The following is a 26,174-nucleotide window of genomic DNA, read 5'->3' on the forward strand; positions in this document are numbered from 1 at the left end:
CATACGCGCATGACCGCCGTCACACCGGGTCCCGCGATCCGGCGGACCCACCCGATCGTTCGCGTGCTGCGGATCGTGTTCGCCGCCCTCGGCATCGTCGCGCTCGCGTGGATTCCGCTCCGCAACATCGACGAACCGACCTTCTCCGTCGCGAACTACTTCAGCTACTTCACGATCCTGAGCAATGTTCTCGCGGCGATCGTGCTGCTGGTGGGTGCGGTCCGTGACCCGCAGGACACCCGATGGCAGCTGGTTCGCGGCGCGGCGACGGTCTACATGGTGATCACCGGCATCATCTATGCGGTCCTGCTCGCGAACGTCGACGTCATGCTGCAGGACCGGTGGATCAACGACACCCTCCACCGGATCCTGCCGCTGGTGCTGTTCCTCGACTGGATCGTCAACCCGCCGCGGGTCCGGATCACCGATCTGCAGTCGCTGAGCTGGCTCGCGTTCCCCGTCGTCTACGGGGTGTACACCCTGATCCGGGGACCGATCGTGGACTGGTATCCGTACCCGTTCCTCGATCCGCGCGAGCAGGGATATCTCCAGCTCGCCGTCGGCCTGGTCGTGCTGCTCGTGGCGATGACCCTGATGGCGCTCGCGGTCAACGCCGCCGGACGATTGGGCCGGCGGTGGCGCGGTCTCGGCGGCGACGAGCCCGATCCGGTTTCCGTGGCATAGTCGCGGAAAGCGGCACACGACCGGCAAGCACGATCGAAGGGGTAGAGCGCGGATGAGTGGAGCACTGTGGCACGGGTTCGCCGACATGGGGGCGGTACAGCGCGACGGCGCGTTCGTCGTCACCCGCGGTGAGGGCGCGTACATCTGGGACGACGCGGGGACCCGCTACCTCGACGCCACCGCGGGACTGTGGTTCACCAACGTCGGGCACGGCCGCACCGAGATCGCCGACGCCGTCGCCGCGCAGCTGTCGAAGATCGCGCACTTCTCCAACTTCGGCGACTTCACCTCCGACACCACGGTGGCCCTCGCGGAGCGTCTGGCCGCGATCGCGCCGGTCCCCGGTTCCAAGGTGTTCTTCACCTCGGGTGGCTCCGACTCGGTCGACTCCGCCGCGAAACTCGCCCGCCGGTACTGGACCGAGGTCGGCCGGCCGTCCAAGACGCTGATCGTGGGCCGGCAGAAGGCGTACCACGGCATGCACGTCGCGGGCACCGCACTGGCCGGGATCCCGGTCAACCGGGAAGGCTACGGCGACCTCATGGCCGACGCCCGCACCGTGGAGTGGGACGACGCGAAGGGACTGCTCGAGCTGATCGAGCGGGAGGGCGCCGACAAGATCGCGGCGTTCTTCTGTGAGCCGATCATCGGTGCCGGCGGCATCTACCTGCCGCCCGAGGGGTACCTGAGCGAGGTCCGCGAGATCTGCCGCGAACACGACATCCTGTTCGTCGTGGACGAGGTCGTCACCGGCTTCGGCCGGATCGGCGGGTCGTGGTTCGCCTCGACGCGTTTCGACCTGCAGCCGGACATGATCACCACCGCCAAGGGACTCACGTCGGGGTACGTGCCGATGGGTGCGGTGTTCGTCGCGCCGACCGTCGCGGAACCATTCTTTGGTGGGGGAGTGTGGTGGCGGCACGGGTACACCTACGGCGGCCACGCCGGGGCCGCGGCCGCGGCCATGGCCAATCTCGACATCGTCGAGCGCGAGGACCTTCTCGGGGAGTCGAAGCGGCTCGAGGCGTCGCTGCACGAGCATCTCGCCCCGCTCGCGGAACATCCCCGGGTGGCGGAGGTGCGCAGCGGCATCGGTGCCGTCGCTGCGGTCCAGCTGGTCGATCCCGCGGAGGCGTTGCCGTTCGTGAAGACGTTGCGCGAGTTCGGGATCTCCGGCCGCGCGGCCGGTCAGGGTGCGATGCAGTTCTCGCCGTCGTTCGTCATGACCGACGAGCAGGTCGCCGAGATGGCGGCCGGGGTCGCCAAAGCGCTCGGCTGATCCGGCTCAGCGGCGGCGCAGCACCCGCGACAGCCGTTGCCGCAGTGTCGGTTTCGTATCGACGAGTTCCACCACGGTCCGGTCCGCGGCCGCCGACGCCTGTGCGAAACGGGTGTGCAGGCGGTCGCGGACCTCGTCGGGTGTGTATGCGCGGCGCTGTCGTTCGGCTCGTACCGCCAGTGCGCCCGTGGCCGCGACCCCGAGGGCGCCGGCCAGTCCGAGGGCCTTCCACAGATGTCTGCTGTCGATGCGCATCGCTCTAGGCTAGGTGGATGACTCGGCGGATGCATCCATCACAGGTCAGCCTCGACGACGCGGTGGAAGCGACCCGCACGGGCGACATCTGGATCTTCCGCGGTCACACCGGCGCCGACCGCGCGATCCAGACCCTGACGAACAGTCCCGTCAACCACGTCGGCATGTCCGTCGTGCTCGACGACCTCCCGCCGCTGATGTGGCACGCGGAGCTCGGGCACTCGCTGCAGGACATGTGGACCGGGAAGTTCCAGCGCGGTGTCCAATTGCACGACCTGCGTGCCGCCGTTCAGGTGTGGGGTGCGCGCTACGGGCAGCGCGGCTGGCTGCGTCAGCTCGCCGGCCCCGTGACCCGTGAACAGGAGGACGCCCTGCTGCGGACGATCGCCCGCCTGGACGGCACCCCGTTCCCGTCGACGGCGAAGTTGGCGTCGCGTTGGTTCGGCGGCCGGCTGCCGTCGTTGCGGTCGCGCGGCGGCGACCGCGAATCGGGTGCGGGTCTGGAGAGCGCCTACTGCGCGGAGGTGGTGGCGTCGACGTTCGAGGCGATGGGCCTGCTGACCGGCGATCGCAGGACCAATTGGTACGACCCGGGCCGATTCTGGAGCGGCGACCGACTGCCGCTCGCGCACGGTGTCGAACTGGGGGACGAGATCGAGGTGCTACTCAGTGCCGCCGATCTCGCGGCGGGGGACCTCAGCCGCGGCTGATCCGTGTGACCCACGGCACGAATTGACTATGACGGTAATCACATAACGAGTGGATAACGACCGGTCTGCCGAGTTGCGGACACGCCGAGGGGTTCTGCGGAAACGTCGCCGACGGCCTCCGTTACCTGGACGTTCGTACCGAAATTGCGGACCGTGACCTTTTCGTGACCATCCCCTAGCGTCGTGTCCGGCTCGAAACAAACGAGCCACGCCGGTCCGCCGCTGCACGATCCTGCCCCGCGGTCCGGACACCCGAAACCTTCGAGGGGGCAGGGGTGAGGCGGATGGAACTCCGCCCGACACGGTCGGCGCGAGAGCGCCGTCTCACCCGCAGGAGCGGAGAGGATTCACCCGTATGACCAGCTTCACGATCAAGCGCGCCCTGGGCGCAGTCGTTGCCACCGGCGCCGTCGTCGCCATCCCGCTGGCGATCGGAACCGGTACCGCATCGGCTGCCGGCAGCCACGACTGGTCCGGTGTCGCCGAGTGCGAGTCGTCCGGCAACTGGGCGGCCAACACCGGCAACGGCTACTACGGCGGCCTGCAGTTCTCCCAGAGCACCTGGGAGGCATACGGCGGCACCGGTAGCGCCAGCAACGCTAGCCAGGCCGAGCAGATCCGCGTCGCCGAGAACGTTCTCGACGGCCAGGGCGTCGGCGCATGGCCCGTGTGCGGCCAGTACCTCACCGGCGGCAGCACCCCGGGTGGCTCGGTCGAGTCCATCGCTCAGCCCGCCCCGGCTCCGGTCGTGTCGCAGGCCCCCGTCCAGCAGCAGGTGAACGACTGGGCGCAAACCCTGCCCGCCGGTGTCGGCTCCTACGTCGTCCAGCTCGGTGACACGCTGTCGCAGATCGCCGCGAACCACGGTGTCTCGCTGGCGAACCTTGCCGGCCAGGTCGCCAACCCCGATCTGATCTTCCCGGGGCAGACGCTCTCCCTCTGATCGGTCTCGTACCGAACTGCTCACAGAGCTCGCAGCCCCGCCGGTGTCCCCCTCCCGGCGGGGCTGTGTCATGTTGCGGGACTTGCTGGTGCTCGCCACCTCGCTCGGCGCCGGTGCTGCCGACGCGACACCGTGGAAGTTCGGTCCCGTCTATCGAGGCGAGTTCTCGGGGGAGGGGGCTGAGTACCTGTGCAACAAGGCGCTGCTGCTCGAGAAGGCCTACCGGGCGGTCGTCATCGAGCCCTGTGCATACGATCCGGCCGAGGGCGTGTGGTACCGCGTGGTGTTCGCCCCCGAGACGGCCGGCTTCGGTAGCAGCAGCTGATCGCTCGGTCAGGCGTTCGCGTTCGGTGTTCGGCTGAACCACGACACGCTCGCGCCGTTGTCGAACGACGTGAGGTCCGTGCGCGTGAAGGCCGTCGGACGGAACGGGCCCGCGAAGGCCGGTAGTCCGGCGCCGCCCACCACCGGGTAGCTCTTCACGATCAGTTCGTCGATCTCGGGTAGTAACGCGCCGGCGAGTTGACCGCCGCCGGCGAGCCAGATGTCGAGCCCGTCCTCGGCCTTGAGTTTGCGGACTGCCTCGACCGGATCGGTCGACACGAGCTCCACCGCCGGGTCGGGGATCGTCCCGAGCGTCGTCGAGACCACGAGTTGGCGCAGGTGGGCGTACGGACTGGTGATGCCGACGGCGAGCGCGGGCTCGTAGGTGCCGCGCCCCATGATGATCGTGTCGAACGCGCGATTGGGTGCGTCCTGGAGTCCCGCCTGGGGGCGGATGTGTGTCGGCACTGTCTCGGGGTAGCGCTCGTTGATCCACGCGGCCATCGAATCGGAGAGCGGGTAGAAGTCGACCTCGCCGCCGGGCCCGGCGATGTATCCGTCCAGGGAGACCGCGACGTAGTACACGAGCTTACGCATATACAACTCCGTCCGTAGTACTCTGAGTGAAGTGGTGTAAAAGTTAGTACTACAGATGGAGTGGTGTCAAGGTGCGGCGAAATCCGGAGCGGCGAGCGGCGTTGGTCGACGGCGCGATCGAGGTCCTGGCGCGGGAGGGTGCCCGCGGACTCACCTTCCGTGCGGTCGACGCGGAGGCGCAGGTGCCGGCGGGTACCGCGTCGAACTACTTCGCCAACCGGGACGACCTGCTGACCCAGGCGGGGGCGCGGATCTACGAGCGGCTCAAGCCCGACGACGCGACGATGGACCTGAGTCTGCGTGGGGCGCACGACCGCGAGCACCTCACGGCGTTGATGAAGGAGACGGTGGGACGGGTGGCGGCTTTCCGCACCGGGTTTCTCGCGCTGCTCGAACTCCGGTTGGAGGCGACCCGACGGCCCGATCTGCGCGCAGTCCTCACCGAACGCGTCCGTCAGGATCTCGACTTCAACATCGCCAACCACGTCGAGTCGGACATGCCGGGGGACCCGACGACCGTGACGCTGCTCTACATGGCGTTGAACTGGCTGATCGTCGATCGACTCACGTTGCCGGAGTTGTTCTCGGACAAGGAGATCGACGACCTCGTCGATGCCGCCGTCGATCGGGTGCTGCCACGGTGACCGGTGCGCGGCTCAGGCCGTGATCGTGCGTTCGGGTCGTACCCGGCCGCCGACCTCGACCCAGCCGTCGTCGCCGAACGTGGTTCGGATCTGGGAGCCCCGTCCCTGCTTGATGAGAAGTGAGCGACGCAGGTGGGCCGTGATGTGGACTGCGGCCGAGCCGGTGGCCTCGTCCTCGGGCACGCCGAGCCCGGGGGCGAACATCCGGGATCGGATCCGGCCCTCGAATTCGTCCTCCCACGCCCAGACGTAGTGGTGGCCGGCGGCGAAGTCGTGGGCGTGGGCCGCGAGGACGTCCGCGACGTCCGGCATCGGGTACAACGCGAAATCGGGTGCCCAATCGGCCTGCGCGCGTACCCAGGTCGCGCCGTGTCGCTCGCACGTGGCGACCCGGCCGGCGGGCACGTCGAGAGCGTCGACGCCCCGGCCCTGCTCGTCGAGCCACCACGACAGGCCGACGGTGGGATGTCCGGCGAAGGGGAGTTCGGCGGCCGGAGTGAAGATCTGCGCCCGGGCGGCGTCCGCCCCCGGGGCGGGGAGGTCGACGAAGATGGTCTCGCTGAACCCGAGGTGTTTCGCGAGTGCCTGCCGTTCGGAGAGATCCACGGAAGCGGCGTCGACGATGCCCAACGGGTTCCCGTGCTTACCGTCGGGGTCGGTGAAGACGCGGACGACGTGGACCTCGATTGCCATGGGGCCCAGATTAACTCCGGAGACGACGGAAGGCCCGGTACGCGACGTGAGTCGTGTACCGGGCCTTCCGTCGAACGGGGACCGATCAGGCGAGCGTCTCGCTCGCGACGACGGCCTGGGCGACACCCTGGAGAGTCGCGGCGACCTTGACGGCCTCCCAGACCTGCTCCTTGGTGAGGCCTTCCTTGCGCACGACGGCGTCGTGGGCGGCGGTGCAGTCATGGCAGCCGTTGATCGTCGACACGGCCAGCGACCACAGCTCGAAGTCGGCCTTCTCGACACCGGGGTTGCCGATGATGTTCATGCGAAGACCCATGCGCACCTGGGCGAACTCGTCACCGAGGAAGCTCTTGGCGCGGTAGGCGACGTTGTTCATACCCATGATCGATGCGGCACCGAGGGCGGCGTTGTACGCCTCCGCCGACAGCACGTCGGCGGCCTCGTCCGCGATCTCCTTCAGCACGGTCGCCGACTTGGTGGCGGCCGCGCAGGCGAGGAAGGTGCCCCACAGCTGCTGCTCGTTGAGCTCCGTCGAGCGAGCGAGGGAGCTCAGGTTGAGCTTGAGATCCTTGGCGTACTCGGGAAGCGAGTTCTTGAGGTTCTCGACCGACATGGGTCAGACACCCTCGGTCATGAGAGCGCCCGCGTCGATGGTCGGGTCACCCTTCTTCCAGTTGCAGGCGCACAGCTCGTCGGACTGCAGGGCGTCGAGGACGCGCAGGACCTCGTCGACGTTGCGGCCCACGGAACCGGCCGTGACGGACACGAACTGGATCTCGTTGTTCGGGTCGATGATGAAGGTGGCGCGGTCCGCGACGCCGTCGGCGTTCAGGACGCCGGTGGCCTCGGCCAGCTCACGCTTGAGGTCCGAGAGCATCGGGAAGGGGAGGGTCTTGAGGTCTTCGTGCTGTGCACGCCACTGGAAGTGGACGAACTCGTTGTCGACCGAGGCGCCGAGGACCTGGGCGTCGCGGTCCGCGAACTCGTCGTTCAGCTTGCCGAACGCGGCGATCTCGGTGGGGCACACGAACGTGAAGTCCTTGGGCCAGAAGAAGACGACGCGCCACTTGCCGGCGTAGTCGTCGCTGGTGACGGTGGTGAAGTAGTCGTCGGGCTGCTTGGCGTCGACCTTGGACAGATCGCCACCGATCACGGCGGTCAGGTTGTATGCCGGGAACTGGTCGCCGATGGTCAGCAGAGCCATGTGTCGTCCTCCTACTTGATTTGTGAACATCTGTATGCGCAGGCCACGCACCGTGGATCGGTGGTGGGCGCTACCTCGAGCGGGTCTGCGGTGGCTCTCGTTCGAGGCTCCGTGTCCTGCGCTCTTCGGTATGACTCCATAGTGCCCGAAACCTTTCAAAAGGTAAAGGTGATAGGTGGCACTACACTGATAGGTATGGCTGATGGGACTTATCAACCGACACTGTCACAGCTGCGTGCCTTTGTCGCGGTGGCGGAGTATCGCCACTTCGGCACGGCCGCAGCGCGTTTGAGTGTGAGCCAACCCACACTGTCGCAGGCGCTGGCGTCCCTCGAGAACGGTCTCGGAGTTCAGCTGATCGAACGCAGCACCCGGCGTGTCCTGGTGACGGCGGCGGGGGAGCAGTTGCTGACCCAGGCCAAACTGATCCTCGACGCCGCCGACGGATTCGTCGCCGCGGCCGCCGGGGTCGGCGACAAGTTGGTCGGGCCGCTGCGCCTCGGACTGATCCCCACCGTCGCGCCCTACGTGCTGCCGGCGTTGCTGCCGGCGCTCCGCGCGAAGTTCCCGGCCCTGGTGCCGCAGGTGATCGAGGACCAGACGGCGCGACTGCTCGACGCGCTCCGCACCGGCGCCATCGACGTCGCGGTGCTGGCGCTGCCGTCGGAGGCTCCGGGGCTGATCGAGATTCCGTTGTATCGAGAGGATTTCGTCGTCGTGTTGCCGAGGGAACACCCGTTCGCCGGCCGCGACGACCTGCCACTCGACGTCCTCGACGAACTACCGCTGCTACTCCTCGACGAGGGGCACTGCCTGCGCGATCAAACGTTGGATCTGTGCCGGTCCGTCGACGCACACCCGCTGTCCGGCGACACCCGGGCCACCTCGCTCGCGACCGTCGTGCAGTGCGTCGCAGGCGGATTGGGGGTCACCCTGGTCCCGGACTCGGCGGTACCCGTCGAGACCCGGCGCGGCGACCTCGCCACGGCGCGGTTCGCGGCACCGACCCCCGGCCGGACCATCGGACTGGTGTTCCGCGTCTCGAGCGGGCGCGCGGACGGCTACCGGCAGCTCGCCGAGTTGCTTCGGGACGCCGCTCCGGCGGGAGCGGTGACGGCGGCGTCGTGACGCGGGCGGGCCCTCAGCGGCGCTTGCGCCCGCCCGGCTTCGCCTTGCTGCCGGGCTTGCCGCGCCGCGAATCCTTGGCGCGTGCCTTGCCGGACGTGGGCGCGGACTGCTTCGCGGTGCGCGGCGCAGCCGCCCGGGGCGCCTTGTCCTTGGTCCGCGGCGTCTCGTGCGGGTTGGGTCCGCGCGAGCTGTTGGCGGTGCGTCCGCGGACGATGCCGATGAACTCCTCGACCAGTTCGGTCGTGCGGTCGGTGACCCAAGACAGTGCAACCTCCGACTCGGGCGCGCCTGCCACCGGCCGGTACGTCAGATCCTTGCGGTGGTGCAGCCGGGCGAGGGACTGGGGCACGACCAGGACGCCGACGCCCGCGGCGACCAACTCGATCGCGTCGCCGGTCGAGGCGGGACGGTCCAGGGCGGGCCGACCGGGCAGCTGATCCCAGGTGATCGGGGTGTCCAGCGGATCCAGCACCAGTTCCTCGGCGAGGTCGGACAGCGCGATCTCGTCCGCGGCGGTGAACACGTGGTCCTTCGGCACCACCACGACGGGCGTCTCGGCGTACAGCGTGATGGCGCTCAGGCCGTCGCGGTCGATCGGCAGCCGCACGAGCGCCGCATCCGCGCGATCCTCCCGCAGGGCCGCGGTCGACTCGGCGGCGGTCGACGCCACCAGCTCGAGCGGGGTGTCGGTGATGCGTTCGTTCCAGATGCGGACCCACTTGGCGGGGGTGACGCCGGGGACGTACGCGAGCCGGAACGGTCGGGGATCAGTCGCCTCTGTCACTCGGCAAGGCTACCTGCAGCGGTGGGTGCAGCCGCGCAGCGCGTGCTCGTTACCCTTGACGTATGACGTCGCAGAAGACCCCCCAGACGATGAAGCCCGCAACCGCGGCGAAGAAGCTGGGTGTGTACCTCCAGGCCACCCCCGCCGAGTTCCAGGACGGCGTGGTGACCCGCGACGAGCTCAGCGAGTGGCAGACCAACCCGCCGGCATGGCTGACCGAACTGCGCGCCAACGGTCCGCACCCGCGTCCCGTCGTCGCCGCCAAGCTGGGTGTGTCGATCTCCGGCCTCACCCGCGGTGGCATCGAGGACGCCCTCACCACCGAGCAGATCGAGGCGCTCCTGGCCGATCAGCCCGACTGGCTCGTCGCCGAGCGCGCCAACCTCGTCGAGGTCCGCAAGGAAGAGAAGCGGGTCAAGGAACTGCAGGCCGTGCGGCGCGAGGAGTCCAACCGCAAGCCGCGCAGCGCCGGTCCGTTCAAGCCGAACGCGTAGGGCGTCTCGTCGGGCTGTTGCTGCGCTCGCCTCTCGGCGGATGTCGCAGTAACAGCCCGACGTCGTCTTCGGACCGGTCAGGTGTTCGAGGGGACGGACGGTGCGGAGGTGTGGCGCCACTGGTCGCGAAGCGACCGCTCCCGTCCGAGCATCCGGGACTGCGCGACGACGCCGGCGACGACGAGCGCGACGTACATCGCGTACCACCACCAGTCGTCGGAGATGGTCGTCGTGAGTGACGCGTGGTCGAAGTCGGCCGTGTCGACGGCCCCGGCGAGCAGCATCACGCCGCCCACCATTGCGACCGCACCGCCGAGGACGCTGACGACCACGAGCAACACCGCGGGCAGATCGACGGCGAGCGTGAGGACTGCCAGCGCCACACCGAGGATCACGCCCACCAGGACGACAACCCAGTTCCAGGTCACGCCGACCGCCACCATCGCGGCCGTGCCGAGAGCGAATCCGACGGACGCCATCGCCAACGTCACCGCCACCGCGTAGTACAGGTAGGCCAGCACGGCGAAGAGCAGCGCCACCAGGATGCCGACGATCCAACCCAGTGCGGTGGCGAAGTAGCCGTCACCGGTGATCGCGGAGACCAGGCCGGCGCCCAGGTTCAAACCCGCGAACGCACCCCAGAGCGCGATCACGAACCGCATGGCGGCCGTACCGCTGAAACAGAACACCGCACCGACGGCGATGGCCAGGATCCCGATCACGATGTCAGACATGCCGAAACCGTACCGCTGCAGTCTGCTTCGTCGGGCTGTTACTGCGCGCGACACTCGGTCGATGACGCAGTAACCGCCCGGAGTTCGCCCGGATCAGCCCTCCGCGACCTCGAACTCGTCGAAGACCACCTCACCGGCCGCGTCGGATTCGGCGAGGTTGACCTCGGCGAGCAGCGCCCAACCATGGTCGCCCTGCGGGTCTTCGAGGACCTGCCGGACCCGCCACAGTGTCGGTTCGACGGTCACCTGGAACAGCTGGGGGCCGCGTGCCGACGGTCCGGTCCCGATCTCCTCGTACTCGTCGAAGTACAGCTCGAGCAGGTCGGCCCAGTCGTCGGCGTCCAGACCGTCGCCGAGTTCGGCGAGCTGGTCCCAGCGCCGGCGTGACGCCAGTTCGACGCGACGGAACATCGCGTTGCGCACCATGACCTTGAACGCGCGGGTGTTCGCGGTGATGGGGCGCGGGATGTCGGCGCCGAACGCGACCTGCTGGTCGTCGGACTCGGCGCCCGGATTGGTGAGCTGCTCCCACTCGTCGAGGAGGCTCGAATCGACCTGGCGGATCAGCTCACCCAGCCACTCGGTGAGGTCCTCGAGTTCCTCGGTGCGGGCCTCCGCCGGAACCGTCTGCCGCAGCGCGCGATACGCGTCGGCGAGGTACCGCAGGACCAGGCCCTCGGAACGGGCGAGGCCGTAGTGGCTCACCAGTTCGGCGAACGTCATCGACCGTTCCACCATGTCGCGGACGACGGACTTGGGGGAGAGGGCGAATTCGCTCATCCACGGATGACCGGCGCGGTAGATCTCGAAGGCCGGGAACAGCAGATCCGCCAACGGCTTCGGCCAGGTGATCTCCTCGAGCAGCTCCATGCGCTCCTCGTACTCGATCCCGTCGGCCTTCATCTCCGCGACGGCCTCGCCGCGTGCCGCGTGCTGCTGTGCCATCAGGATCTGTCGCGGGTCGTCGAGCGTCGACTCGATGATCGATACGACATCGAGTGCATAGGTGTGCGATTCGACGTCGAGCAGTTCGAGCGATGCGAGCGCGAACGGCGACAGTGGTTGATTGAGGGCGAAGTCGCGCTGCAGATCCACCGTCAGCCGCGCCATCCGGCCGTACTCGTCGGGCTCGTCGAGTTGCTGGACGATCCCGGCCTGCAGCAGGCCGCGGTACAGCGAGATCGTCTTGAGGATGTGTTTGCGCTGCGCCGGCCGCGACTCGTGGTTGTCCTCGAGAAGATGCCGCATCGCCTGGAAACAGTTGCCGGGGCGCGCGATCACGTTCAGGAGCATCGAATTGCTCACCGAGAAGCGAGAACTCAGCGGCTCCGGTGAGGCGACGATCAACTTGTCGAAGGTGCCCTCGCCCCACGACACGAAACCCTCGGGTGCCTTCTTGCGCTGTACCTTCCGACGCTTCTTCGGGTCGTCGCCGGCCTTTGCGAGGGCACGCACGTTCTCGATCTCGTGCTCGGGCGCCTGCACGACGACGGTGCCCATCGTGTCGTAGCCGGCGCGACCGGCGCGACCGGCGATCTGGTGGAACTCGCGGGCCCGCAGCTGGCGGGTGCGGGTGCCGTCGTACTTGGTGAGGCCGGTCAGCAGCACCGTGCGGATGGGCACGTTGATGCCCACGCCGAGTGTGTCGGTGCCGCAGATGACCTTGAGCAGGCCGTCCTGCGCGAGCCGTTCGATGAGCCGGCGGTACTTCGGCAGCATGCCGGCGTGGTGCACGCCGATGCCGTGACGGACCAGCCGCGACAGCGTCTTGCCGAAGCCGGTGGTGAAGCGGAAAGCCCCGATGGCCTCGGCGATCGCGTCCTTCTCGGCGCGCGTGCAGAGGTTCACGCTGGTGAGGGCCTGCGCCCGCTCGAGCGCGGCGGCCTGCGTGAAGTGCACGACGTACACCGGCGCCTGATGGGTCGTGACGAGCTCCTCGATCTCCTCGCCGATCGGCGTCTGCGAGTACGAGAAGTGCAGCGGCACCGGGCGCTCCGAGCCCGACACCTCCGTGGTGGGCCGGCCGGTGCGGCGGGTGAGGTCCGCACACAGGTGGCTCACGTCGCCGAGCGTCGCCGACATAAGCAGGAACTGCGCCTGCGGGAGCTCGATCAGCGGCACCTGCCACGCCCAGCCGCGGTCCGGCTCGGAGTAGAAGTGGAACTCGTCCATCACGACCTGGCCGATGTCCGAGCCCGGTCCCTCACGCAACGCGAGGTTCGCGACGATCTCGGCGGTCGCGCAGATGATCGGCGCCGACGAGTTCACCGACGCGTCGCCGGTCATCATGCCGACGTTGTCGGCCCCGAACACGTCGCACAACGCGAAGAACTTCTCGCTGACCAGCGCCTTGATCGGCGCGGTGTAGAACGTTCGCCGGCCCCCGCCGTTCCGCCATGCAGCGAGCGCGAAGAAGTGGGCACCGAGCGCCACCATCGACTTTCCGGAACCCGTGGGCGTGGCGAGGATGACGTTGGCCCCGGAGACCAACTCCATGAGCGCCTCTTCCTGCGCGGGGTACAGCTGCAGGCCGCGATCGCTCGTCCACGACGTGAACGCGTCGAACAGTGCGTCGGCATCTACGCCGTGGGGGTCGACGGTTTCGGGGAGAAGATCGGGAAGCAGCACCGTTACAGGCTAGAGCCTTGCCGAGCAGTACCGGGCTTCCGGACCCGGGACGCCGCCGCGATCGAGTTTCAGGTGGCGCTGCGTTCGTCGGAGCCCATCGCGTCGAGCACCGCCATGCGGGTCGCGGGAGCGCCGGTGATGGTGCCCTCACCGACGCCGTCGGTCAGCAGGTTCCGCCAGCGGGTCTCGTCGAACTCCAGCGGTGCGGTCGACTCGAGGAAGTTCTCGACCACACCGAGGAAGCGGAGCGGGTCGTCGCGGAACGGGAAGTGACCGGCGTCCTCGAAGATCTCGAGGTGTGAGCCGGGCATCGCGGAATGCGCCAGATGTGCGTGGCTGACGGGGATCACCGAGTCGCGCGCGCCCCAGATCAGTTGCACCGGGAGGTTCTCGGTCAGATAGCACCGGTCGAGCATCGTGACCACCTGACCGCGCCAGTCGACCACCGAGCGCAACGTCCGCAGGTACGCCTCGTACGCCGTCGGATCTGGCAGGGCGCCGAGCACCCGGACCAGGTCGGGGGTGTCGTGCAGCATCGTGCCGGGACGCAGCGGCGACCCGTGGAGGCGGGAGACGACCTCGCCGATCGCGCGGACCGACGTCATCGCACCCGGAATGCGCAGCAGCTTGAGGGCCTCGTTGACCACCGGCATCGAGATCAGGCGCAGCAGCGGATGCACGTCCTTGGTGACACCGCCGGCCGACACCAGCACCAGACGGTCGACCATGTGTGGGAACTGGTAGGAGAACTGCATCGCGACGCCGCCGCCGAGCGAATGACCGACGACGGTGACCTTGTCGATATCCAGCACCGAGAGCAGATCGCGCATGCCGTTCGCGTAGGCGGCCACCGAATAGTCGGCGCGGGGCTTGTCGGAGCGCCCGTGGCCGAGGAGGTCCGGTGCGATCACCGTGTAGTTCTGAGCCAGGTGCGGGATGATCTCGCTCCACGTCGACGAGTTGTCGCCGATGCCGTGCAACAGGAGGACGGCCGGACCCGCGCCGGCCATGCGGAACGCGCGCCTGTACCCGTGGATGGTGCGGAACACGAGCCGCGGCTCGGTGTCCGGCACCGGGCGGAGCATTCGCGTGCGGGAGTCGCTCATATCGCCTCCTGAAGCTGCTGCCCGGCACGCGGGCACCGCTCAGATATCGATCGTCCGAGTATATCCGTGCACCGAGACGCTATGCGCCATATGAGTCGTCAGTGTGACTTCGGATAACGGAAGGGTTTCGTCGTCCACGATACCTGGACGAACGACCAAATGTTGGGTCGATCAAACCTCAGTTCTGATCGTCGTCCCCGGGTGCGTCGTCGTCGAGGCGGGCCTGCTCGGCGAGGAAGCGTTCGAACTCCGCGCCCAGTTCATCACCGCTCGGCAGGTCGTCGTCGCTCGCGAGGAGCGTCGACTGCTGTTCCTGGGCAGCGACGTACGAGTCGTACTGGTTCTCGAGCGCCCGGACCACCGACTGGACCTCCTCGTTCGACGCGATGTGCTCGTCGATCTGCTCGCGGACCCGAGCCGACGCCTCGCCGAGCGCGACGAGTGGCAGTTCGAGGTCGGCGATCTCCATGACGTTCTCGAGTAGCGTCTCCGCGGCGGCCGGATAGTCGGTTTGCGCGAGGTAGTGCGGAACGTGCACCGAGAAGCCCACGGACTCGTGGCCGTGCTGGCTCATCCGCAGTTCCAGCAGCGACGATGCGCTGCCGGGGACCTGGAGTTCGCCGGACCAGCGGTGATGATCCTTGATCAAGTCCTTGTTGGTCGAGTGCGCGGTCACGCTGAGCGGCCGCGTGTGCGGGATGGCCATCGGAATGGCATTGATCCCGACGGTCCGGCGCACGCCCAATTGCTCTGCGAGCAGGCGGACCGCCGTGGTGAACCGTTCCCAGCGCAGATCCGGCTCCATGCCGGCCAACAGCAGGAACGGCGTGCCCGCGGTGTCGCGCAGGGCGTACAGGTTGAGTTGAGGAGTCTCGAAGTCCGAGAAATGGTCTGCCTTGAACGTCATGGTCGGACGCCGCGATCGATAGTCGATGAGCTCGTCCACCGCGAACGACGCGACGAGTTCGGTTTCGAGGCTCTCGCGCAGGTGCTTGGTCGCCAGCTTCACCGCGTGCCCGGCATCGGAGAATCCCTCGAGACCGTGAACCAGGACCGGTCCCAGGCCGTCGGCCGACGACAGATGCGGTGCCGGGAACTCCAGCTCGTACATCTTCGACTGCTCGTCCATGACGGCTCCCTTCCTTCGAACTTCTGCTTCCAGTGTCCCTCACCGGCTCCCGCGTGCCGAAACCGGAGCGGGGGACCAGCGGCGGGGCGCTGCGGTGCCACTGTCGAACAAGATCATCGAATCTCGTCCCTCGAGGGCCAACACCGGGTCGGCCGCATTGATTCCCGGCCCCGGCGCGGCGACGCCTGTACCCGTCGCGATCGATGTTCACCTCGATCGCCGTTCGCGTGTGACAGGCTGTCCGCGCGGAACGAGAACGAGGCGGACACCCCGGCGCTGGGACGATGGAGGCTCGAGCATGTCGCAATGGAAGCGGATCGCCGCGGCGGTGCTGCTGGGGTCGGCTGTCCTGCTCACGGGCTGTTCGGAGGCGGTGACGGGAACTCCGCTGTCGGACGAGTCCGTCGCCGCCGATGCGCGGCCGTTGGGAGACCTCCTTCTCGACCCGGCTGCCTTCCCGCCGCAGTACCCGGCGGTCGTGCTTCCCCCGCAGGCAGTTTCGCAGGCTGCGCCCGACCTGACTGGCATCGCACCGGGCGCCAAGGTGGAACCGGCCGGCTGCAAGCCTCCCGTCCAGGACTACGGCCCCGACGGCACCGCAATGGTCGTGGGCACCGACAACGCCAACCGCTCGACGATCACGATCGAATTGATCCGGGTCGCCACGCCGCTCGTGGAGCTCGGAGCGCAGCTGTCCGAGTGCCCGGAGGTGACCGCCACCCGCAACGGGGTGGATTCGGTCGTCCGGACCACCCTCACTCCGCCCCCGCCGATCGATGCCGACGACACCCTCGCGCTGCGTCGTTCGGTGAGCTCGGGCCAGGGCGACCAGGCGGTGACACAGTCGATGCTCACCTTGATCGCGCAGGTCGACGACGTGCGGGTGCAGGCGACGTTCATGTCGTTCGGGGCAGATGCCGACACCGCCGCTCTCGACGAGCTGTTCACCGCGGCGGTACTGAAGGTCCACGCGGGCTGAGCCGCCGACGCTAACACGGCAAACCGACAGTCCTGTCTGTGCCCGGAGCCGTGAGCTCGGGGTTCTGCACAGGCGGCGGCGACATCCACAGGTCCACCGAATCCCCAGGTCGTGCCCCGGGCCGGGGGGCGCCCCGAGCGGCAGGGTCGGGGCATGACGACACCGGCCTTCTCACACGACTCGCCCCGCCCACACAACCCGGCTCTGTCCGGACACAGTGATCTCGGGACCCCGAACGCGGTCCGGATATCCGACCCCGGCGACCTCATCAGCGCCGTACCGGCCCTGCTGGGGTTTCACCCCCGCCGCTCACTGGTCGCGATCTGTCTCACCGGAACCAGCGTCGGCGCGGTGATGCGCCACGACCTCGTGCTCCACGATCCCGCTGGGGTGCACGGCGTGATGGAACTGGTCCTCGACCAGTTCGCGGCGGTGAGTATCCGGGAGGGTGCCGATCGGGTCCTCGTGGTCGTGGTGGACGATCGGATCCCACCCCGCGAGCGTTCGGGCGACCTGTGGCGGCACTCTGCGATCGTCGATCGTTTCCGGGAACTGTTGTGCGCCGGAGGAATCGAGTTGGCGGCCGCGCATCTCGTCCCGCGAATCGAAGCCGGCGTGCAGTGGCGGGACCTCGTGGGGCACAGCCGCGGCGTGCTGCCGGATCCCGCCGCATCCGAGGTGGCCGCGGCCCAGGTGTTCGGGGGTCGTGCGATCCGGGGGTCCCGTGAGGAGCTGGAAGCAGTGCTCGATCCGGTTCCGGCTGGCGAGCAGGCGTGCATCGCGGAGATCATCGACGCGGCGCGGGAGGCGAGTGTGCGGGGGTTCGCTCTGGCGCACACGGCGTCCGATCCCGCCGGCGTCGAACGTGCCCACCTCGAACGCGTCCTCGCGCGCATCGCAGCACTCGACTCGGGTGACGAGATCACGGCGCACGAGTGCGCGGATATGGCGCTCGCACTGGAGAATCCGCACATCCGGGACGCGCTGCTCGCGCTGACGATCGGGGAGCACGCCGACGCGGCCGAACAGATGTGGATTCATCTGGGCAGGTCGTTGCCCGATCCCGAGCGCGCCGAACCGCTCGCGTTGCTCGGCTACAGCTCGTACGTGCGCGGCGACGGTCCGATGGCGGGTGTCGCGCTGTGTGCCGCGCTCGCGGCCGATCCGTGTCATCGGCTCGCGAACCTGCTCGACGACGCCCTGCAGGCCGGGATCCGGCCGGATGCCCTGCGCGACCTCGCTGATCTCGGATACGAGGTGGCGCAGGACCTCGGCGTGCAGCTGCCGCCGCGGGGCGGGTTATCGCCGCGCGGCGTGTGACCGGTCTCCGAGCGCCTGCAGGTACGTCCATGCGTCGGCGACGATCTCGTCGAGATCGGTGTGCTCGGGCTTCCAGCCCAGCTCGTCGATCGCGCGGTCGCTCGATGCGATGAGGACCGCCGGATCACCGGCGCGGCGCGGCGCGTCCTCGGCGGTGATGGGGAGTCCCGTCACTCGTTCGCAGGCCGAAATGACCTCGCGGACAGTGAATCCTGCGCCGCTGCCGAGGTTGTAGATCCGGTGCCGTCCCGGCTCGGACGACTCGAGCGCCAGCAGGTGGGCCTCCGCGAGATCCAGTACGTGGATGTAGTCCCGCACCGCGGTGCCGTCCTTGGTCGGCCAGTCGGTTCCGAACACCGCGATCTTCTCGCGTTGACCGAGCGCGACCTGGAGCACGAGGGGGATGAGATGCGTTTCCACGACACGGTTCTCGCCCGCGCCCTTGTAGGCGCCCGCGACGTTGAAGTAGCGCAGGCTCGTCGCCGCGAGGGAATGCGCGTTCGCATACGACGTGATCGCATGGTCGATCGCGAGTTTCGTGGCGCCGTACGGGTTGGTCGGACGAGTCGGATCGTCCTCCGTGATCGGTGTCCGCTCGGGCTCGCCGTAGGTGGCGGCCGTGGACGAGAACACCAGACGTGGCGTACCGGAGACCCGCATCGCTTCGAGCAGTGCGAGCGTCGTGACGACATTGCCCTGCCAGTACTGCTCGGGGCGCTCGACCGACTCGCCGACGAGCGACTGCGCCGCGAAATGCAGCACACCGTCGAATCGAGGTGCGCTGTCGCCGGATCCGAGAACGGATCCGGCGACAGCAGCCACGTCGCCTTCGATGAAATCGGCGCCGACGGGAACCGCGTCGGCATTACCCGTCGACAGATCGTCGACGACGACCACCTCGTGGCCGCGCTCGAGCAGTACCGTGGCGCACACGCTGCCGACATAGCCGGCACCGCCGGTAACCAGAAGTCTCACCGTTCATCTCCTCTGGCACCGGCGTCGAACCGGCGAAGCGGTCTGTCAGACCTGCTTCACCTGGACGGCGTGGGCCATTTCCTCGGGAAGGTCGAATTCGTCGTGACCGGACACGGTGATCGTCACCGAGCCGGGTCGGGTCTCGACTGTAACCCGGGCATCGGGAACCACGCCCGCCTCACGGAGTTGGCCGATCAGTTCGGGATCGGACTGCACGTGCTCGGCGAGTCGCCGAACCACGACTGCGGTCGGCTTGCCCGGGGGCACGTCGGTGAGCCGGATCAGCGTCTCCGCGTTGCCTGCCGGGCGGTCCAGTCCCAGTTCGGCAAGCCCGGGAATCGGGTTACCGTACGGCGACGTCGTCGGGTTGTTCAGCACCTCGACGAGGCGCCGCTCGACGTCCTCGCTCATCACGTGCTCCCACCGGCAGGCCTCGGCATGCACCTGGTCCCAGTCGAGTCCGATGATGTCGACGAGCAACCGCTCGGCGAGACGGTGCTTGCGCATGACCGAGACCGCGAGGTTGCGGCCCTTCTCGGTCAACTCCAGATGACGGTCGCCTGCCACCTGGAGCAATCCGTCACGCTCCATGCGGGCAACCGTCTGGCTCACGGTCGGTCCGCTCTGCTCGAGCCGTTCGGCGATCCGCGCGCGGAGCGGGACGACGCCCTCTTCTTCCAAGTCGTAGATCGTCCGGAGATACATCTCCGTGGTGTCGACCAGATCCTTCACTCTTACACCCCTTCGTCCGGAGTGATTCTACCGGGCAAATCACGTTCCGGGTTCCGCTCGGGCGCCAGGCGCGTCCGGTCCGCCGTCGGGGCTCCGAACCGGTCCCGGACATGGCGCCTCGCGCCTGCCGTGCCGCGGCAAGTAACTTGGGTCCATGACCGCGTCGACAGGTCCCGTCGAGGGCATCTCAGCTTCCGCAAGCGACCGCGTCGTGGTGTGGAGCCCGGACTATCTCAGCTATCGCTGGAGTCCCCAGCATCCGATGAACCCGACCCGTCTCGAGCTGACGATGGATCTGGCGCACGGACTCGGGCTCGTCGAGGGCGCCGAGGTGGTGCGGCCCGACGCCGCCACGGACACCGACCTGCTCCGCATCCACACCCCCGCGTACATCGACGCGGTGAAGCTTGCCGGATCGGTTCAGGACGGCCCGCTGCCCGCGGAGGTCGAGACCCGGCACGGGCTGGGCACCGAGGACAACCCGGTCTTCCCCCGGATGCACGAGGCCAGCGCGATCCTGGCGGGCGGAACCCTGGCGGCGGCCGAGGCGATCGCATCCGGCCGCGCCCGGCGCGCGGTCAGCATCGGCGGCGGAATGCACCACGCGATGGCCGACTGGGCGTCGGGCTTCTGCGTCTACAACGACGCCGCGATCGCGATCTCGTGGTTGCTCGACAACGGATTCGACCGCATCGCGTACGTCGACATCGACGCGCACCACGGCGACGGCGTGCAGCATGCGTTCCTCGGTGACCCACGGGTGCTGACGGTCTCGATCCACCAGCACCCGGCGACCCTGTGGCCGAACACCGGCTGGTCCAGCGAGGTGGGGGCGGGCGCGGCCGAGGGCACCGCCATCAACCTCCCGGTGCTGCCCGGTACCGGCGATGCGCTGTGGCTGAGGGGATTCCACGCGGTGGTTCCCGCCGCGATCGCAGCCTTCCGCCCGCAGATCGTGATCAGTCAGTGTGGCGCAGACAACCATCGGGAGGACCCGCTGGCCGATCTCGCGCTGACCGTCGACGGGCAGCGGGCGGCGTACCTGGCGATGCGCGACCTCGCGGACAGATACGCGGAAGGGCGGTGGCTCGCGGTCGGCGGTGGCGGCTACGGCCTGATCCGTGTCGTGCCGAGGTCGTGGACGCATCTCATCGCCGCGGCGCTGGATCGCGAGATCGATCCCGCCACCACGATTCCCGACTCGTGGCGTGAGAAGGCACACTCCCTTGCACCGAGCGTCGATCTCCCGACGACGATGGGGGAGTCCGGCGACACCGCGTACATGCCGTGGGACGGACCCGGAGGTACGCCGGAAACGGGTGTCGCCTCGATGGACCGGGCCCTGACCCGAATCGACGCGGCAATCATCGCGACCCGCCGCGCCACGTTCCCACTGCTCGGACTCGATCCGGAGGATCCCCGTGACTGACGGCACCGCCAAAGACGCCAAGGAAGTCGATGTGGAACGGGCACGGAACTTCCCGCGCCACTGGCTGGCGGACGTGCTGGCCTCCGACGGCGGCGTCGTCCACCTGCGGCCGATCGTCCCCGACGACGCCGACAAGCTCGTCGAGTTCCACAGCAAGCTCTCCGAGCGCACCCGGTATCTGCGTTACTTCGGTCCGTACCCCACGATGTCCAAGCGCGACATCGTCAACTTCACCACCGTCGACCACCGCAACCGCGTCGCCTTCGTCGCGATCCTGGGTGACGAGATCATCGCGGTGGGCCGCTACGAGCGGTTGCTCGACGTGGGCGACGGCCGGTCCGCCGAAGTCGCGTTCGTCGTCGCGGACGCCCACCAGGGCCGCGGGCTCGGGCCGATCCTGCTCGAACACCTCGCCGGTGCGGCGGCGGAGAACGGTCTGAACATGTTCGTCGCGGAGGTGCTCGCGGAGAACCGGAACATGGTCTCGGTGTTCCGTGAGGCCGGATACCAGGTGAGCCGCAGCTTCGACGGCGGAGTGTTACGCCTCGAGTTCGCGATCGACCCAACCGAAGCGCTGCTGTCGGTGCGGAACTCCCGCGAGCGCGCTGCCGAGGCGCGCAGCGTCCGCAACGTCCTCAGCCCGCGGTCCGTCGCCGTCATCGGGGCGTCCACCGACAGCTCCAAGGTGGGCAACGCGGTGCTGGTGAACCTGTTGCGTGGCAACTTCTCCGGTCCGGTGTATCCGGTCAACGCCGAGCACCGGTCGGTCCGTGGCGTCCGGGCGTACCCGACGGTGCGCGACATCCCCGACGACGTCGACCTGGCAGTGGTCGCCGTGCCGGCGGAGTCCATCGACGCGGTGCTCGACGACTGCCTCGCGAAGGGCGTCAAGGCGCTGGTGGTGGTGTCGGCGGGATTCAGCGAGACCGGTCCGGACGGACGGCACTCCGAACGCCGGCTCGTGCACGCCGCGCGGGCGCACGGTATGCGGCTCATCGGCCCCAACGCGCTCGGCGTCGCCAACAACGACGTCGCCGTCTCGCTCAACGCGACGCTGGCCCCGGTGCTGCCCAATCCGGGCAAGGTCGGTTTCTTCTGCCAGTCCGGCGCCCTGGGCATCGCGATCCTCGACCAGGCCGCCAAACGTCAACTGGGACTGTCGACTTTCGTCTCCGCCGGCAATCGCGCCGACGTGTCCGGCAACGACCTGCTCCAGTACTGGGACACCGATCCCGACACCGAAGTGGTCCTGCTGTACCTGGAGAGCTTCGGCAATCCCCGCAAGTTCTCCCGGATCGCCCGGCGGGTGGCACGGAACAAGCCGATCGTCGCGGTCAAGAGCGGACGCCACGCGGTGCCCCCGGCGCTGGCGGCGACCGGTGTCGAGATGGACGATTCCATCGTGCGGTCGCTCTTCGAACAGGCCGGTGTCGTGCAGGTCGGGTCGATCTCCCAGCTGTTCGACTGCGCGATGCTCTTCGGATACCAGCCGCTGCCGGCCGGGCCGCGGGTCGCGGTGGTCGGCAACTCGACCGCCCTCGGGGTGCTCGCCTCCGATGCCGCGCGCCGCGAGGGGCTGCAGGTGGGGGAGCCGGTCGATCTCGGCGCGCAGGCGACTCCCGAGATGTTCGCCGGGGCCGTGTCGCGAGCACTCGCATCGTTCGACGTCGACGCCGTGATCGCGGTGTTCGCGCCGCCGGTCGCGGTGCCCGTCGAGCCGTACGCGCAGGCCCTGCGTGAGGCCGTGATCGGCGCCGACAAGCCGATTCTCACCACGTTCCTGGCGACCGAGGGCATCCCCGACGTCCTGGCGGTGCGCGGTCCGGACGGGCATCCGACGCGCGGCTCGGTGCCGTCGTTCCCCGGCCCGGAACGTGCCGCGTTGGCATTGGCGCGGGCCTGGCGGTACTCCGCGTGGCGTGGACGTCCGGTGTCGAAGGTGGTGCGCCCCAACGGGATCGACCCGGACCGCGCGAAGCGGCTGATCGACGGTTGGCTGGGGGAGTCGAACGGGCGGTGGCTGTCGGACTTCGAGGCGGCGCAACTGCTCGAGTGCTACGGGGTGCACGTGGTGGAGTTCCGCGCGGCGACCACCGAGGACGAGGCGGTCGAGGCGGCGGACGAACTCGGCTACCCGGTCGCGGTAAAGGCGACCGGTGAACAGTGGCGGCACCGCCCCGACCTCGGAGGCGTGCGGCTGGACCTGGTGGGACCGGACTCCGTGCGGTTGGCGTACCGCGATCTTGCGGCCGCGTCCGGTGAGCCCCTGTTGCACGTGCAGAAGATGGCGACCAAGGGCATCGGCTGTGTCGTCGGGGTCCAGGACGACCCGTCGTTCGGCTCGCTCATCTCGTTCGGGCTGGCCGGCGTGATCTCCGATCTACTGGGGGACCGCGCCTACCGAGTACTGCCACTGACCGAGGACGAGGCCACCGAGCTGATCGACGCGCCCAAGGCCGCACCCCTGCTGTCGGGCTACCGCAGCGCGGTCCCGGTCAACAAGAAGGCCCTCGTCGATCTCGTGCAGCGGGTGTCCGCCCTCGCCGACGACCTGCCGGAGGTTCGTTCGCTCGCGTGCGAACCGGTGCTCGCGTCGGCGCAGGGTGCCGAGGTGACCGATGCCCGGGTGCGGATCGGACCGGAGCCGAGCATGGCGGATCTGGGTCCGCGGCGACTGCGGGAGTGGTGAACCGGACCGGGAACCGCAGGAACCCGGCCGGGAAATGCGAAAACCCGGCCGGTCGTGGCCCCCGAGGGGGGAGGGGGCACGACCGGCCGGGAGGCGCGGGAGAGCGTTCGGGTCAGCTGGCGTACGAGCGCAGTCGATCGGCACGCTCACCCTGGCGGAGCTTGCCCATCACCTCGCGCTCGATCTGGCGCACCCGCTCGCGCGAGAGGCCGAACAGTTTGCCGATCTGGTCGAGCGTGCGGGGCTGGCCGTCGTCGAGGCCGTAACGCAGCCGGATCACCTGCTGCTCGCGTTCGTCGAGCGTCGCGAGGACGCTGCGGACGTCGCTGTGCAGCAGCCCGGCGATGACGGCGTTCTCCGCGGACGTCGCCTCGGAGTCCTCGATGAAGTCGCCCAGCGGCGCTTCCTCGTCGTTGCCGACCGGCATGTCCAGGCTCACCGGGTCGCGGCTGTGATCGAGCAGGTCCGCGATCTTGTGCTCGGGGATGCCCGACTCCTGCGACAGCTCCTCGTCGGTGGCCTCGCGGCCCAGCTGCTGGTGCAGTTCGCGCTTGATGCGGGCGAGCTTGTTGACCTGCTCGACGAGGTGGACGGGCAGGCGGATGGTGCGGCTCTGATCTGCCATGCCGCGAGTGATGGCCTGACGGATCCACCACGTCGCGTACGTCGAGAACTTGAAGCCCTTCGCGTAGTCGAACTTCTCCATCGCACGGATCAGACCGAGGTTGCCCTCCTGGATGAGGTCCAGTAACGGCATGCCGCGTCCGGTGTACCGCTTCGCCAGCGACACCACGAGACGCAGGTTCGCCTCGAGCAGGTGGCGCCGGGCGGCCTCGCCGTCACGGACGATCGTGGCGAGGTCCCGCTTCTTGACGGCCGTGAGGCGCTTCTTGGTCTCCAGCACGTGCTTGGCATAGAGCCCAGCTTCGATCCGCCGCGCCAGGTCGACTTCGTCTGCAGCGGTCAGCAGTGCTGTCCGGCCGATCCCGTTCAGGTAGACGCGAACGAGATCCGCGGCCGGGCTCTGGCTGTCCAGATCGGAATCGGCGGTGCGGGGTCGAGTGGTGCTGGGGCTTGTCATGACGTGCCTCCTCGTCGGGGTGTCTCATATGCCTCAACGCTCCGACGGCCTGGGAAAGTTCCCGAACGGATTCACCTCTGCGGCCCGTGACCTGCGCGTTCCGGGTGCCTCCCCTGAGAAGTTCCTGAGAAGGTACCCGCCCGGGAACGCGCGTCAGGCGGGCTCGATCAGCCCGTGACGCACAAGCGAATGGACCAGCGGTACTGCCGTGGCCGTCAGCGACTCCTCGTCCTCACCGTGCGCGAAGGCGAGCAGCGTGATGAGCTCTTCCAACGCCAGTCCGTCGTCACGCATTCCCGCGAGCAGTGCCGCTGTGAGATCGTCCACCTCGTGCTGCCACTGCGGTCCGTTGCCGCGATGCACGCGCGCCACCACCTGATCCCAGCCGTCCTCGCCCGGTAGGTACACCCGCTCGAGGGCGGTGTCGGGCCGGACCGCGAACCGCGCCGACAGGACATCGTGCTCCCGCAGCCACGCGAGACGCTCGAAGTAGGCGATTGCCTCGTCGCCGAGTGGGTCGGTGAAGCCGTGGCGCAGGTCCTCGCACAGGATGTCCGACGGCTCGTCCGTGCGCCGGAGATAGACGAAGCCGAACCCCACGCCCTCGACGTCGGCCTGCTCCAGGTGGTCGAGCCATCTCTGGGCACGGGCCTGCACGGCCGGGTCACGAGGGTCACCGCCGCCGTCGCGCAGCCACGTGCCGACGTAGAGCGCGGGATCGGCGACGTCGCGCTGGACGATCCAGGCATCGATCCCGTGTGCCGGCAGCCACGAGGCGATCCGGTGTCGCCAGTCCTCGCCATCCACGTGCAGCCACGACGCCAGCAGCGCCGCCGTCCCACCGGTGTTCAGGTACTCCGCCGACCGGGAGATCATCAGCTCGCTCGCCTCGTCCAGGTCCAGGCCCGAGTCGCGGTAGCTGTTGACGACGCGGGCCTCGCTCACGACGAACGGCGGATTCGCGACCACCTGGTCGAACGTCCGGCCCTCGACCGGCTCGAACCACGAGCCCTCGAGGAGCTCGAAGTCGAGGCCGTTGAGCGCGGCGGTCGCCGCGGTCAGATCCAGTGCCCGCGGGTTGATGTCGGTGGCGGTGACCGTGCCCGAATAGTCCGCGGCGCGCAGGGCCTGGATGCCGCAGCCGGTGCCCACGTCGAGCACGGTGCCCACCGGACGGGTGGGGGTCCCCTGCAGCAGAGACAGCGACGCGTGACCGACACCGATGACGTGGTCGTCGGCGGTCGGTCGGGCGCGCATCGAGCCGTCGAGATCCGACAGCACCCACCGGTTCCCCGTGCCGAGGTCGAGGGGGCGGAGGTCGAGTTCGGCGCGCACCGTCTCGCCGGTGCGCGAGAGCAGGCCGGCCGCGACCGCGTCGTCCAGCGCGAGTGGTGCGAGCGCGGACGCGACGTCGGCCGCATCGCAGTCGTCGCACAGGAGGAACAGTCGAACGAGCTGTCCCAGGTCGCCGCCGTTCGCGGTGGCGCGGCGGACCGGCACCGGTTCGTGCCGGTCGAGCGCGGCGTGGGCGTCGGCACCGAGAAGATCGAGAATCGAGTCGGTGTCGTACGCGCAGCGCGTCAGCGCTTCTCGGAGCGGGCCGCAGATGGAGAGCAGGAGGTCACGGGTCACG

26 protein-coding genes are annotated in these 26,174 nt (G+C 68.7%); 12 read left to right on the forward strand and 14 right to left on the reverse strand.

Annotation, left to right across the window (positions count from 1 at the left end; all coding sequences use genetic code 11):
* Positions 1-9: 9 nt before the first annotated feature.
* Positions 10-684, forward strand: a complete 675-nt coding sequence (locus HUN07_RS11420; protein ID WP_174909758.1) for a Pr6Pr family membrane protein — start codon at positions 10-12, stop codon at positions 682-684.
* 52 nt (positions 685-736) lie between these two features.
* Positions 737-1,963, forward strand: a complete 1,227-nt coding sequence (locus tag HUN07_RS11425; protein WP_174909760.1) for an aminotransferase family protein — start codon at positions 737-739, stop codon at positions 1,961-1,963.
* 6 nt (positions 1,964-1,969) lie between these two features.
* Here the strand turns inward: HUN07_RS11425 and HUN07_RS11430 are convergent, their stop codons facing one another.
* A complete protein-coding gene (locus HUN07_RS11430; RefSeq protein WP_114719879.1) occupies positions 1,970-2,218 on the reverse strand; it encodes a hypothetical protein in 249 nt (82 codons plus the stop codon).
* Positions 2,219-2,235: 17 nt separating this feature from the next.
* Between HUN07_RS11430 and HUN07_RS11435 the strand changes: the two genes are divergently transcribed.
* From HUN07_RS11435 to HUN07_RS11445, 3 genes are all read left to right on the forward strand, one after another.
* Entirely contained in the window at positions 2,236-2,928 is a 693-nt protein-coding gene (locus HUN07_RS11435; protein ID WP_114719881.1) for a hypothetical protein, read from the forward strand.
* A gap of 355 nt (positions 2,929-3,283) precedes the next feature.
* Complete coding sequence (locus HUN07_RS11440; protein WP_174909761.1) at positions 3,284-3,871, forward strand: LysM peptidoglycan-binding domain-containing protein; 588 nt, start codon at positions 3,284-3,286, stop codon at positions 3,869-3,871.
* A 70-nt stretch (positions 3,872-3,941) separates the two neighbouring features.
* Positions 3,942-4,196: a hypothetical protein gene (locus HUN07_RS11445; protein ID WP_174909763.1), complete on the forward strand. Its 255-nt coding sequence runs from the start codon at positions 3,942-3,944 to the stop codon at positions 4,194-4,196.
* 8 nt (positions 4,197-4,204) lie between these two features.
* Here the strand turns inward: HUN07_RS11445 and HUN07_RS11450 are convergent, their stop codons facing one another.
* A complete protein-coding gene (locus tag HUN07_RS11450) occupies positions 4,205-4,792 on the reverse strand; it encodes a dihydrofolate reductase family protein (RefSeq protein WP_174909765.1) in 588 nt (195 codons plus the stop codon).
* A gap of 71 nt (positions 4,793-4,863) precedes the next feature.
* Between HUN07_RS11450 and HUN07_RS11455 the strand changes: the two genes are divergently transcribed.
* A complete protein-coding gene (locus HUN07_RS11455) occupies positions 4,864-5,436 on the forward strand; it encodes a TetR/AcrR family transcriptional regulator (protein ID WP_114719889.1) in 573 nt (190 codons plus the stop codon).
* Positions 5,437-5,448: 12 nt separating this feature from the next.
* Here HUN07_RS11455 and HUN07_RS11460 read toward each other — a convergent pair whose 3' ends face one another.
* The 3 genes from HUN07_RS11460 to HUN07_RS11470 all read right to left on the reverse strand — a co-directional run bounded on the left by HUN07_RS11460 (position 5,449) and on the right by HUN07_RS11470 (position 7,333).
* The gene (locus tag HUN07_RS11460; protein ID WP_174909767.1) at positions 5,449-6,129 is read right to left on the reverse strand and encodes a PhzF family phenazine biosynthesis protein; all 681 of its coding nucleotides are present in this window, start codon (positions 6,127-6,129) and stop codon (positions 5,449-5,451) included.
* Positions 6,130-6,214: 85 nt separating this feature from the next.
* Positions 6,215-6,742, reverse strand: a complete 528-nt coding sequence (locus HUN07_RS11465; protein WP_174909769.1) for a carboxymuconolactone decarboxylase family protein — start codon at positions 6,740-6,742, stop codon at positions 6,215-6,217.
* 3 nt (positions 6,743-6,745) lie between these two features.
* The gene (locus tag HUN07_RS11470) at positions 6,746-7,333 is read right to left on the reverse strand and encodes a peroxiredoxin (protein ID WP_114719895.1); all 588 of its coding nucleotides are present in this window, start codon (positions 7,331-7,333) and stop codon (positions 6,746-6,748) included.
* 195 nt (positions 7,334-7,528) lie between these two features.
* Between HUN07_RS11470 and HUN07_RS11475 the strand changes: the two genes are divergently transcribed.
* Complete coding sequence (locus HUN07_RS11475) at positions 7,529-8,461, forward strand: LysR substrate-binding domain-containing protein (RefSeq protein ID WP_174909771.1); 933 nt, start codon at positions 7,529-7,531, stop codon at positions 8,459-8,461.
* Positions 8,462-8,474: 13 nt separating this feature from the next.
* On the opposite strand, the gene HUN07_RS11480 is transcribed toward HUN07_RS11475, so the two are convergent.
* Positions 8,475-9,245 carry a LysR substrate-binding domain-containing protein gene (locus HUN07_RS11480; RefSeq protein ID WP_174909773.1) on the reverse strand — a complete coding sequence of 257 codons (771 nt, stop codon included), beginning with the start codon at positions 9,243-9,245 and terminating at the stop codon, positions 8,475-8,477.
* A 62-nt stretch (positions 9,246-9,307) separates the two neighbouring features.
* Between HUN07_RS11480 and HUN07_RS11485 the strand changes: the two genes are divergently transcribed.
* A complete protein-coding gene (locus tag HUN07_RS11485) occupies positions 9,308-9,739 on the forward strand; it encodes a DUF5997 family protein (RefSeq protein ID WP_114719901.1) in 432 nt (143 codons plus the stop codon).
* A gap of 77 nt (positions 9,740-9,816) precedes the next feature.
* Here HUN07_RS11485 and HUN07_RS11490 read toward each other — a convergent pair whose 3' ends face one another.
* The 4 genes from HUN07_RS11490 to HUN07_RS11505 form a co-directional block, all read right to left on the reverse strand.
* On the reverse strand, positions 9,817-10,473 hold the full coding sequence (locus HUN07_RS11490) for a DUF4203 domain-containing protein (protein ID WP_114719903.1): 657 nt from the start codon (positions 10,471-10,473) through the stop codon (positions 9,817-9,819).
* Positions 10,474-10,566: 93 nt separating this feature from the next.
* Positions 10,567-13,101 (reverse strand): DEAD/DEAH box helicase, encoded by a 2,535-nt coding sequence (locus tag HUN07_RS11495; protein WP_174909775.1) that lies wholly within the window; start codon positions 13,099-13,101, stop codon positions 10,567-10,569.
* Positions 13,102-13,169: 68 nt separating this feature from the next.
* Positions 13,170-14,207: an alpha/beta fold hydrolase gene (locus HUN07_RS11500; protein WP_174909777.1), complete on the reverse strand. Its 1,038-nt coding sequence runs from the start codon at positions 14,205-14,207 to the stop codon at positions 13,170-13,172.
* Between the two features lie 178 nt (positions 14,208-14,385).
* Complete coding sequence (locus tag HUN07_RS11505) at positions 14,386-15,336, reverse strand: proteasome assembly chaperone family protein (RefSeq protein ID WP_114719909.1); 951 nt, start codon at positions 15,334-15,336, stop codon at positions 14,386-14,388.
* 298 nt (positions 15,337-15,634) lie between these two features.
* Here HUN07_RS11505 and HUN07_RS11510 point away from each other — a divergent pair, with 298 nt between their 5' ends.
* Both HUN07_RS11510 and HUN07_RS11515 read left to right on the forward strand, forming a co-directional pair.
* The gene (locus HUN07_RS11510) at positions 15,635-16,315 is read left to right on the forward strand and encodes a sensor domain-containing protein (protein ID WP_174909778.1); all 681 of its coding nucleotides are present in this window, start codon (positions 15,635-15,637) and stop codon (positions 16,313-16,315) included.
* Positions 16,316-16,468: 153 nt separating this feature from the next.
* Positions 16,469-17,635, forward strand: coding sequence for a DUF4192 domain-containing protein (locus HUN07_RS11515; protein ID WP_174909780.1), 1,167 nt, complete (start codon positions 16,469-16,471; stop codon positions 17,633-17,635).
* Here HUN07_RS11515 and galE read toward each other — a convergent pair.
* Both galE and HUN07_RS11525 read right to left on the reverse strand, forming a co-directional pair.
* Entirely contained in the window at positions 17,615-18,610 is a 996-nt protein-coding gene (gene galE, locus HUN07_RS11520) for a UDP-glucose 4-epimerase GalE (protein ID WP_174909782.1), read from the reverse strand. The genes HUN07_RS11515 and galE overlap by 21 nt on opposite strands.
* Positions 18,611-18,655: 45 nt before the next feature.
* A complete protein-coding gene (locus HUN07_RS11525) occupies positions 18,656-19,342 on the reverse strand; it encodes a metal-dependent transcriptional regulator (protein ID WP_114719917.1) in 687 nt (228 codons plus the stop codon).
* 154 nt (positions 19,343-19,496) lie between these two features.
* Between HUN07_RS11525 and HUN07_RS11530 the strand changes: the two genes are divergently transcribed.
* Together HUN07_RS11530 and HUN07_RS11535 are read left to right on the forward strand one after the other, a co-directional pair.
* Positions 19,497-20,771, forward strand: a complete 1,275-nt coding sequence (locus HUN07_RS11530) for an acetoin utilization protein AcuC (RefSeq protein WP_114719919.1) — start codon at positions 19,497-19,499, stop codon at positions 20,769-20,771.
* Positions 20,764-23,460 (forward strand): bifunctional acetate--CoA ligase family protein/GNAT family N-acetyltransferase, encoded by a 2,697-nt coding sequence (locus HUN07_RS11535; protein ID WP_114719921.1) that lies wholly within the window; start codon positions 20,764-20,766, stop codon positions 23,458-23,460. The genes HUN07_RS11530 and HUN07_RS11535 overlap by 8 nt, the downstream gene beginning before the upstream one ends.
* A 112-nt stretch (positions 23,461-23,572) precedes the next feature.
* Here HUN07_RS11535 and HUN07_RS11540 read toward each other — a convergent pair whose 3' ends face one another.
* Together HUN07_RS11540 and HUN07_RS11545 are read right to left on the reverse strand one after the other, a co-directional pair.
* Complete coding sequence (locus HUN07_RS11540) at positions 23,573-24,541, reverse strand: sigma-70 family RNA polymerase sigma factor (protein ID WP_114719924.1); 969 nt, start codon at positions 24,539-24,541, stop codon at positions 23,573-23,575.
* 153 nt (positions 24,542-24,694) lie between these two features.
* Positions 24,695-26,173, reverse strand: coding sequence for a DUF7782 domain-containing protein (locus HUN07_RS11545; RefSeq protein ID WP_174909784.1), 1,479 nt, complete (start codon positions 26,171-26,173; stop codon positions 24,695-24,697).
* Position 26,174 lies beyond the last annotated feature (1 nt).

The organism is Rhodococcus sp. W8901, from assembly GCF_013348805.1.
In the GTDB taxonomy this organism is placed as follows: Bacteria; Actinomycetota; Actinomycetes; order Mycobacteriales; family Mycobacteriaceae; genus Prescottella.

Excerpts from the sequence above, each read along its gene's own strand:
- HUN07_RS11470 (WP_114719895.1), bottom strand. The coding sequence starts at position 7,333 with ATGGCTCTGCTGACCATCGGCGACCAGTTCCCGGCATACAACCTGACC.
- HUN07_RS11485 (WP_114719901.1), top strand. The coding sequence starts at position 9,308 with ATGACGTCGCAGAAGACCCCCCAGACGATGAAGCCCGCAACCGCGGCG.
- HUN07_RS11445 (WP_174909763.1), top strand. The coding sequence starts at position 3,942 with ATGTTGCGGGACTTGCTGGTGCTCGCCACCTCGCTCGGCGCCGGTGCT.
- HUN07_RS11475 (WP_174909771.1), top strand. The coding sequence starts at position 7,529 with ATGGCTGATGGGACTTATCAACCGACACTGTCACAGCTGCGTGCCTTT.
- HUN07_RS11465 (WP_174909769.1), bottom strand. The coding sequence starts at position 6,742 with ATGTCGGTCGAGAACCTCAAGAACTCGCTTCCCGAGTACGCCAAGGAT.
- HUN07_RS11450 (WP_174909765.1), bottom strand. The coding sequence starts at position 4,792 with ATGCGTAAGCTCGTGTACTACGTCGCGGTCTCCCTGGACGGATACATC.
- HUN07_RS11540 (WP_114719924.1), bottom strand. The coding sequence starts at position 24,541 with ATGACAAGCCCCAGCACCACTCGACCCCGCACCGCCGATTCCGATCTG.
- HUN07_RS11500 (WP_174909777.1), bottom strand. The coding sequence starts at position 14,207 with ATGAGCGACTCCCGCACGCGAATGCTCCGCCCGGTGCCGGACACCGAG.
- HUN07_RS11420 (WP_174909758.1), top strand. The coding sequence starts at position 10 with ATGACCGCCGTCACACCGGGTCCCGCGATCCGGCGGACCCACCCGATC.
- HUN07_RS11510 (WP_174909778.1), top strand. The coding sequence starts at position 15,635 with ATGTCGCAATGGAAGCGGATCGCCGCGGCGGTGCTGCTGGGGTCGGCT.
- HUN07_RS11425 (WP_174909760.1), top strand. The coding sequence starts at position 737 with ATGAGTGGAGCACTGTGGCACGGGTTCGCCGACATGGGGGCGGTACAG.
- HUN07_RS11515 (WP_174909780.1), top strand. The coding sequence starts at position 16,469 with ATGACGACACCGGCCTTCTCACACGACTCGCCCCGCCCACACAACCCG.
- HUN07_RS11430 (WP_114719879.1), bottom strand. The coding sequence starts at position 2,218 with ATGCGCATCGACAGCAGACATCTGTGGAAGGCCCTCGGACTGGCCGGC.
- HUN07_RS11460 (WP_174909767.1), bottom strand. The coding sequence starts at position 6,129 with ATGGCAATCGAGGTCCACGTCGTCCGCGTCTTCACCGACCCCGACGGT.
- HUN07_RS11505 (WP_114719909.1), bottom strand. The coding sequence starts at position 15,336 with ATGGACGAGCAGTCGAAGATGTACGAGCTGGAGTTCCCGGCACCGCAT.
- HUN07_RS11530 (WP_114719919.1), top strand. The coding sequence starts at position 19,497 with ATGACCGCGTCGACAGGTCCCGTCGAGGGCATCTCAGCTTCCGCAAGC.
- HUN07_RS11435 (WP_114719881.1), top strand. The coding sequence starts at position 2,236 with ATGACTCGGCGGATGCATCCATCACAGGTCAGCCTCGACGACGCGGTG.
- HUN07_RS11490 (WP_114719903.1), bottom strand. The coding sequence starts at position 10,473 with ATGTCTGACATCGTGATCGGGATCCTGGCCATCGCCGTCGGTGCGGTG.
- HUN07_RS11440 (WP_174909761.1), top strand. The coding sequence starts at position 3,284 with ATGACCAGCTTCACGATCAAGCGCGCCCTGGGCGCAGTCGTTGCCACC.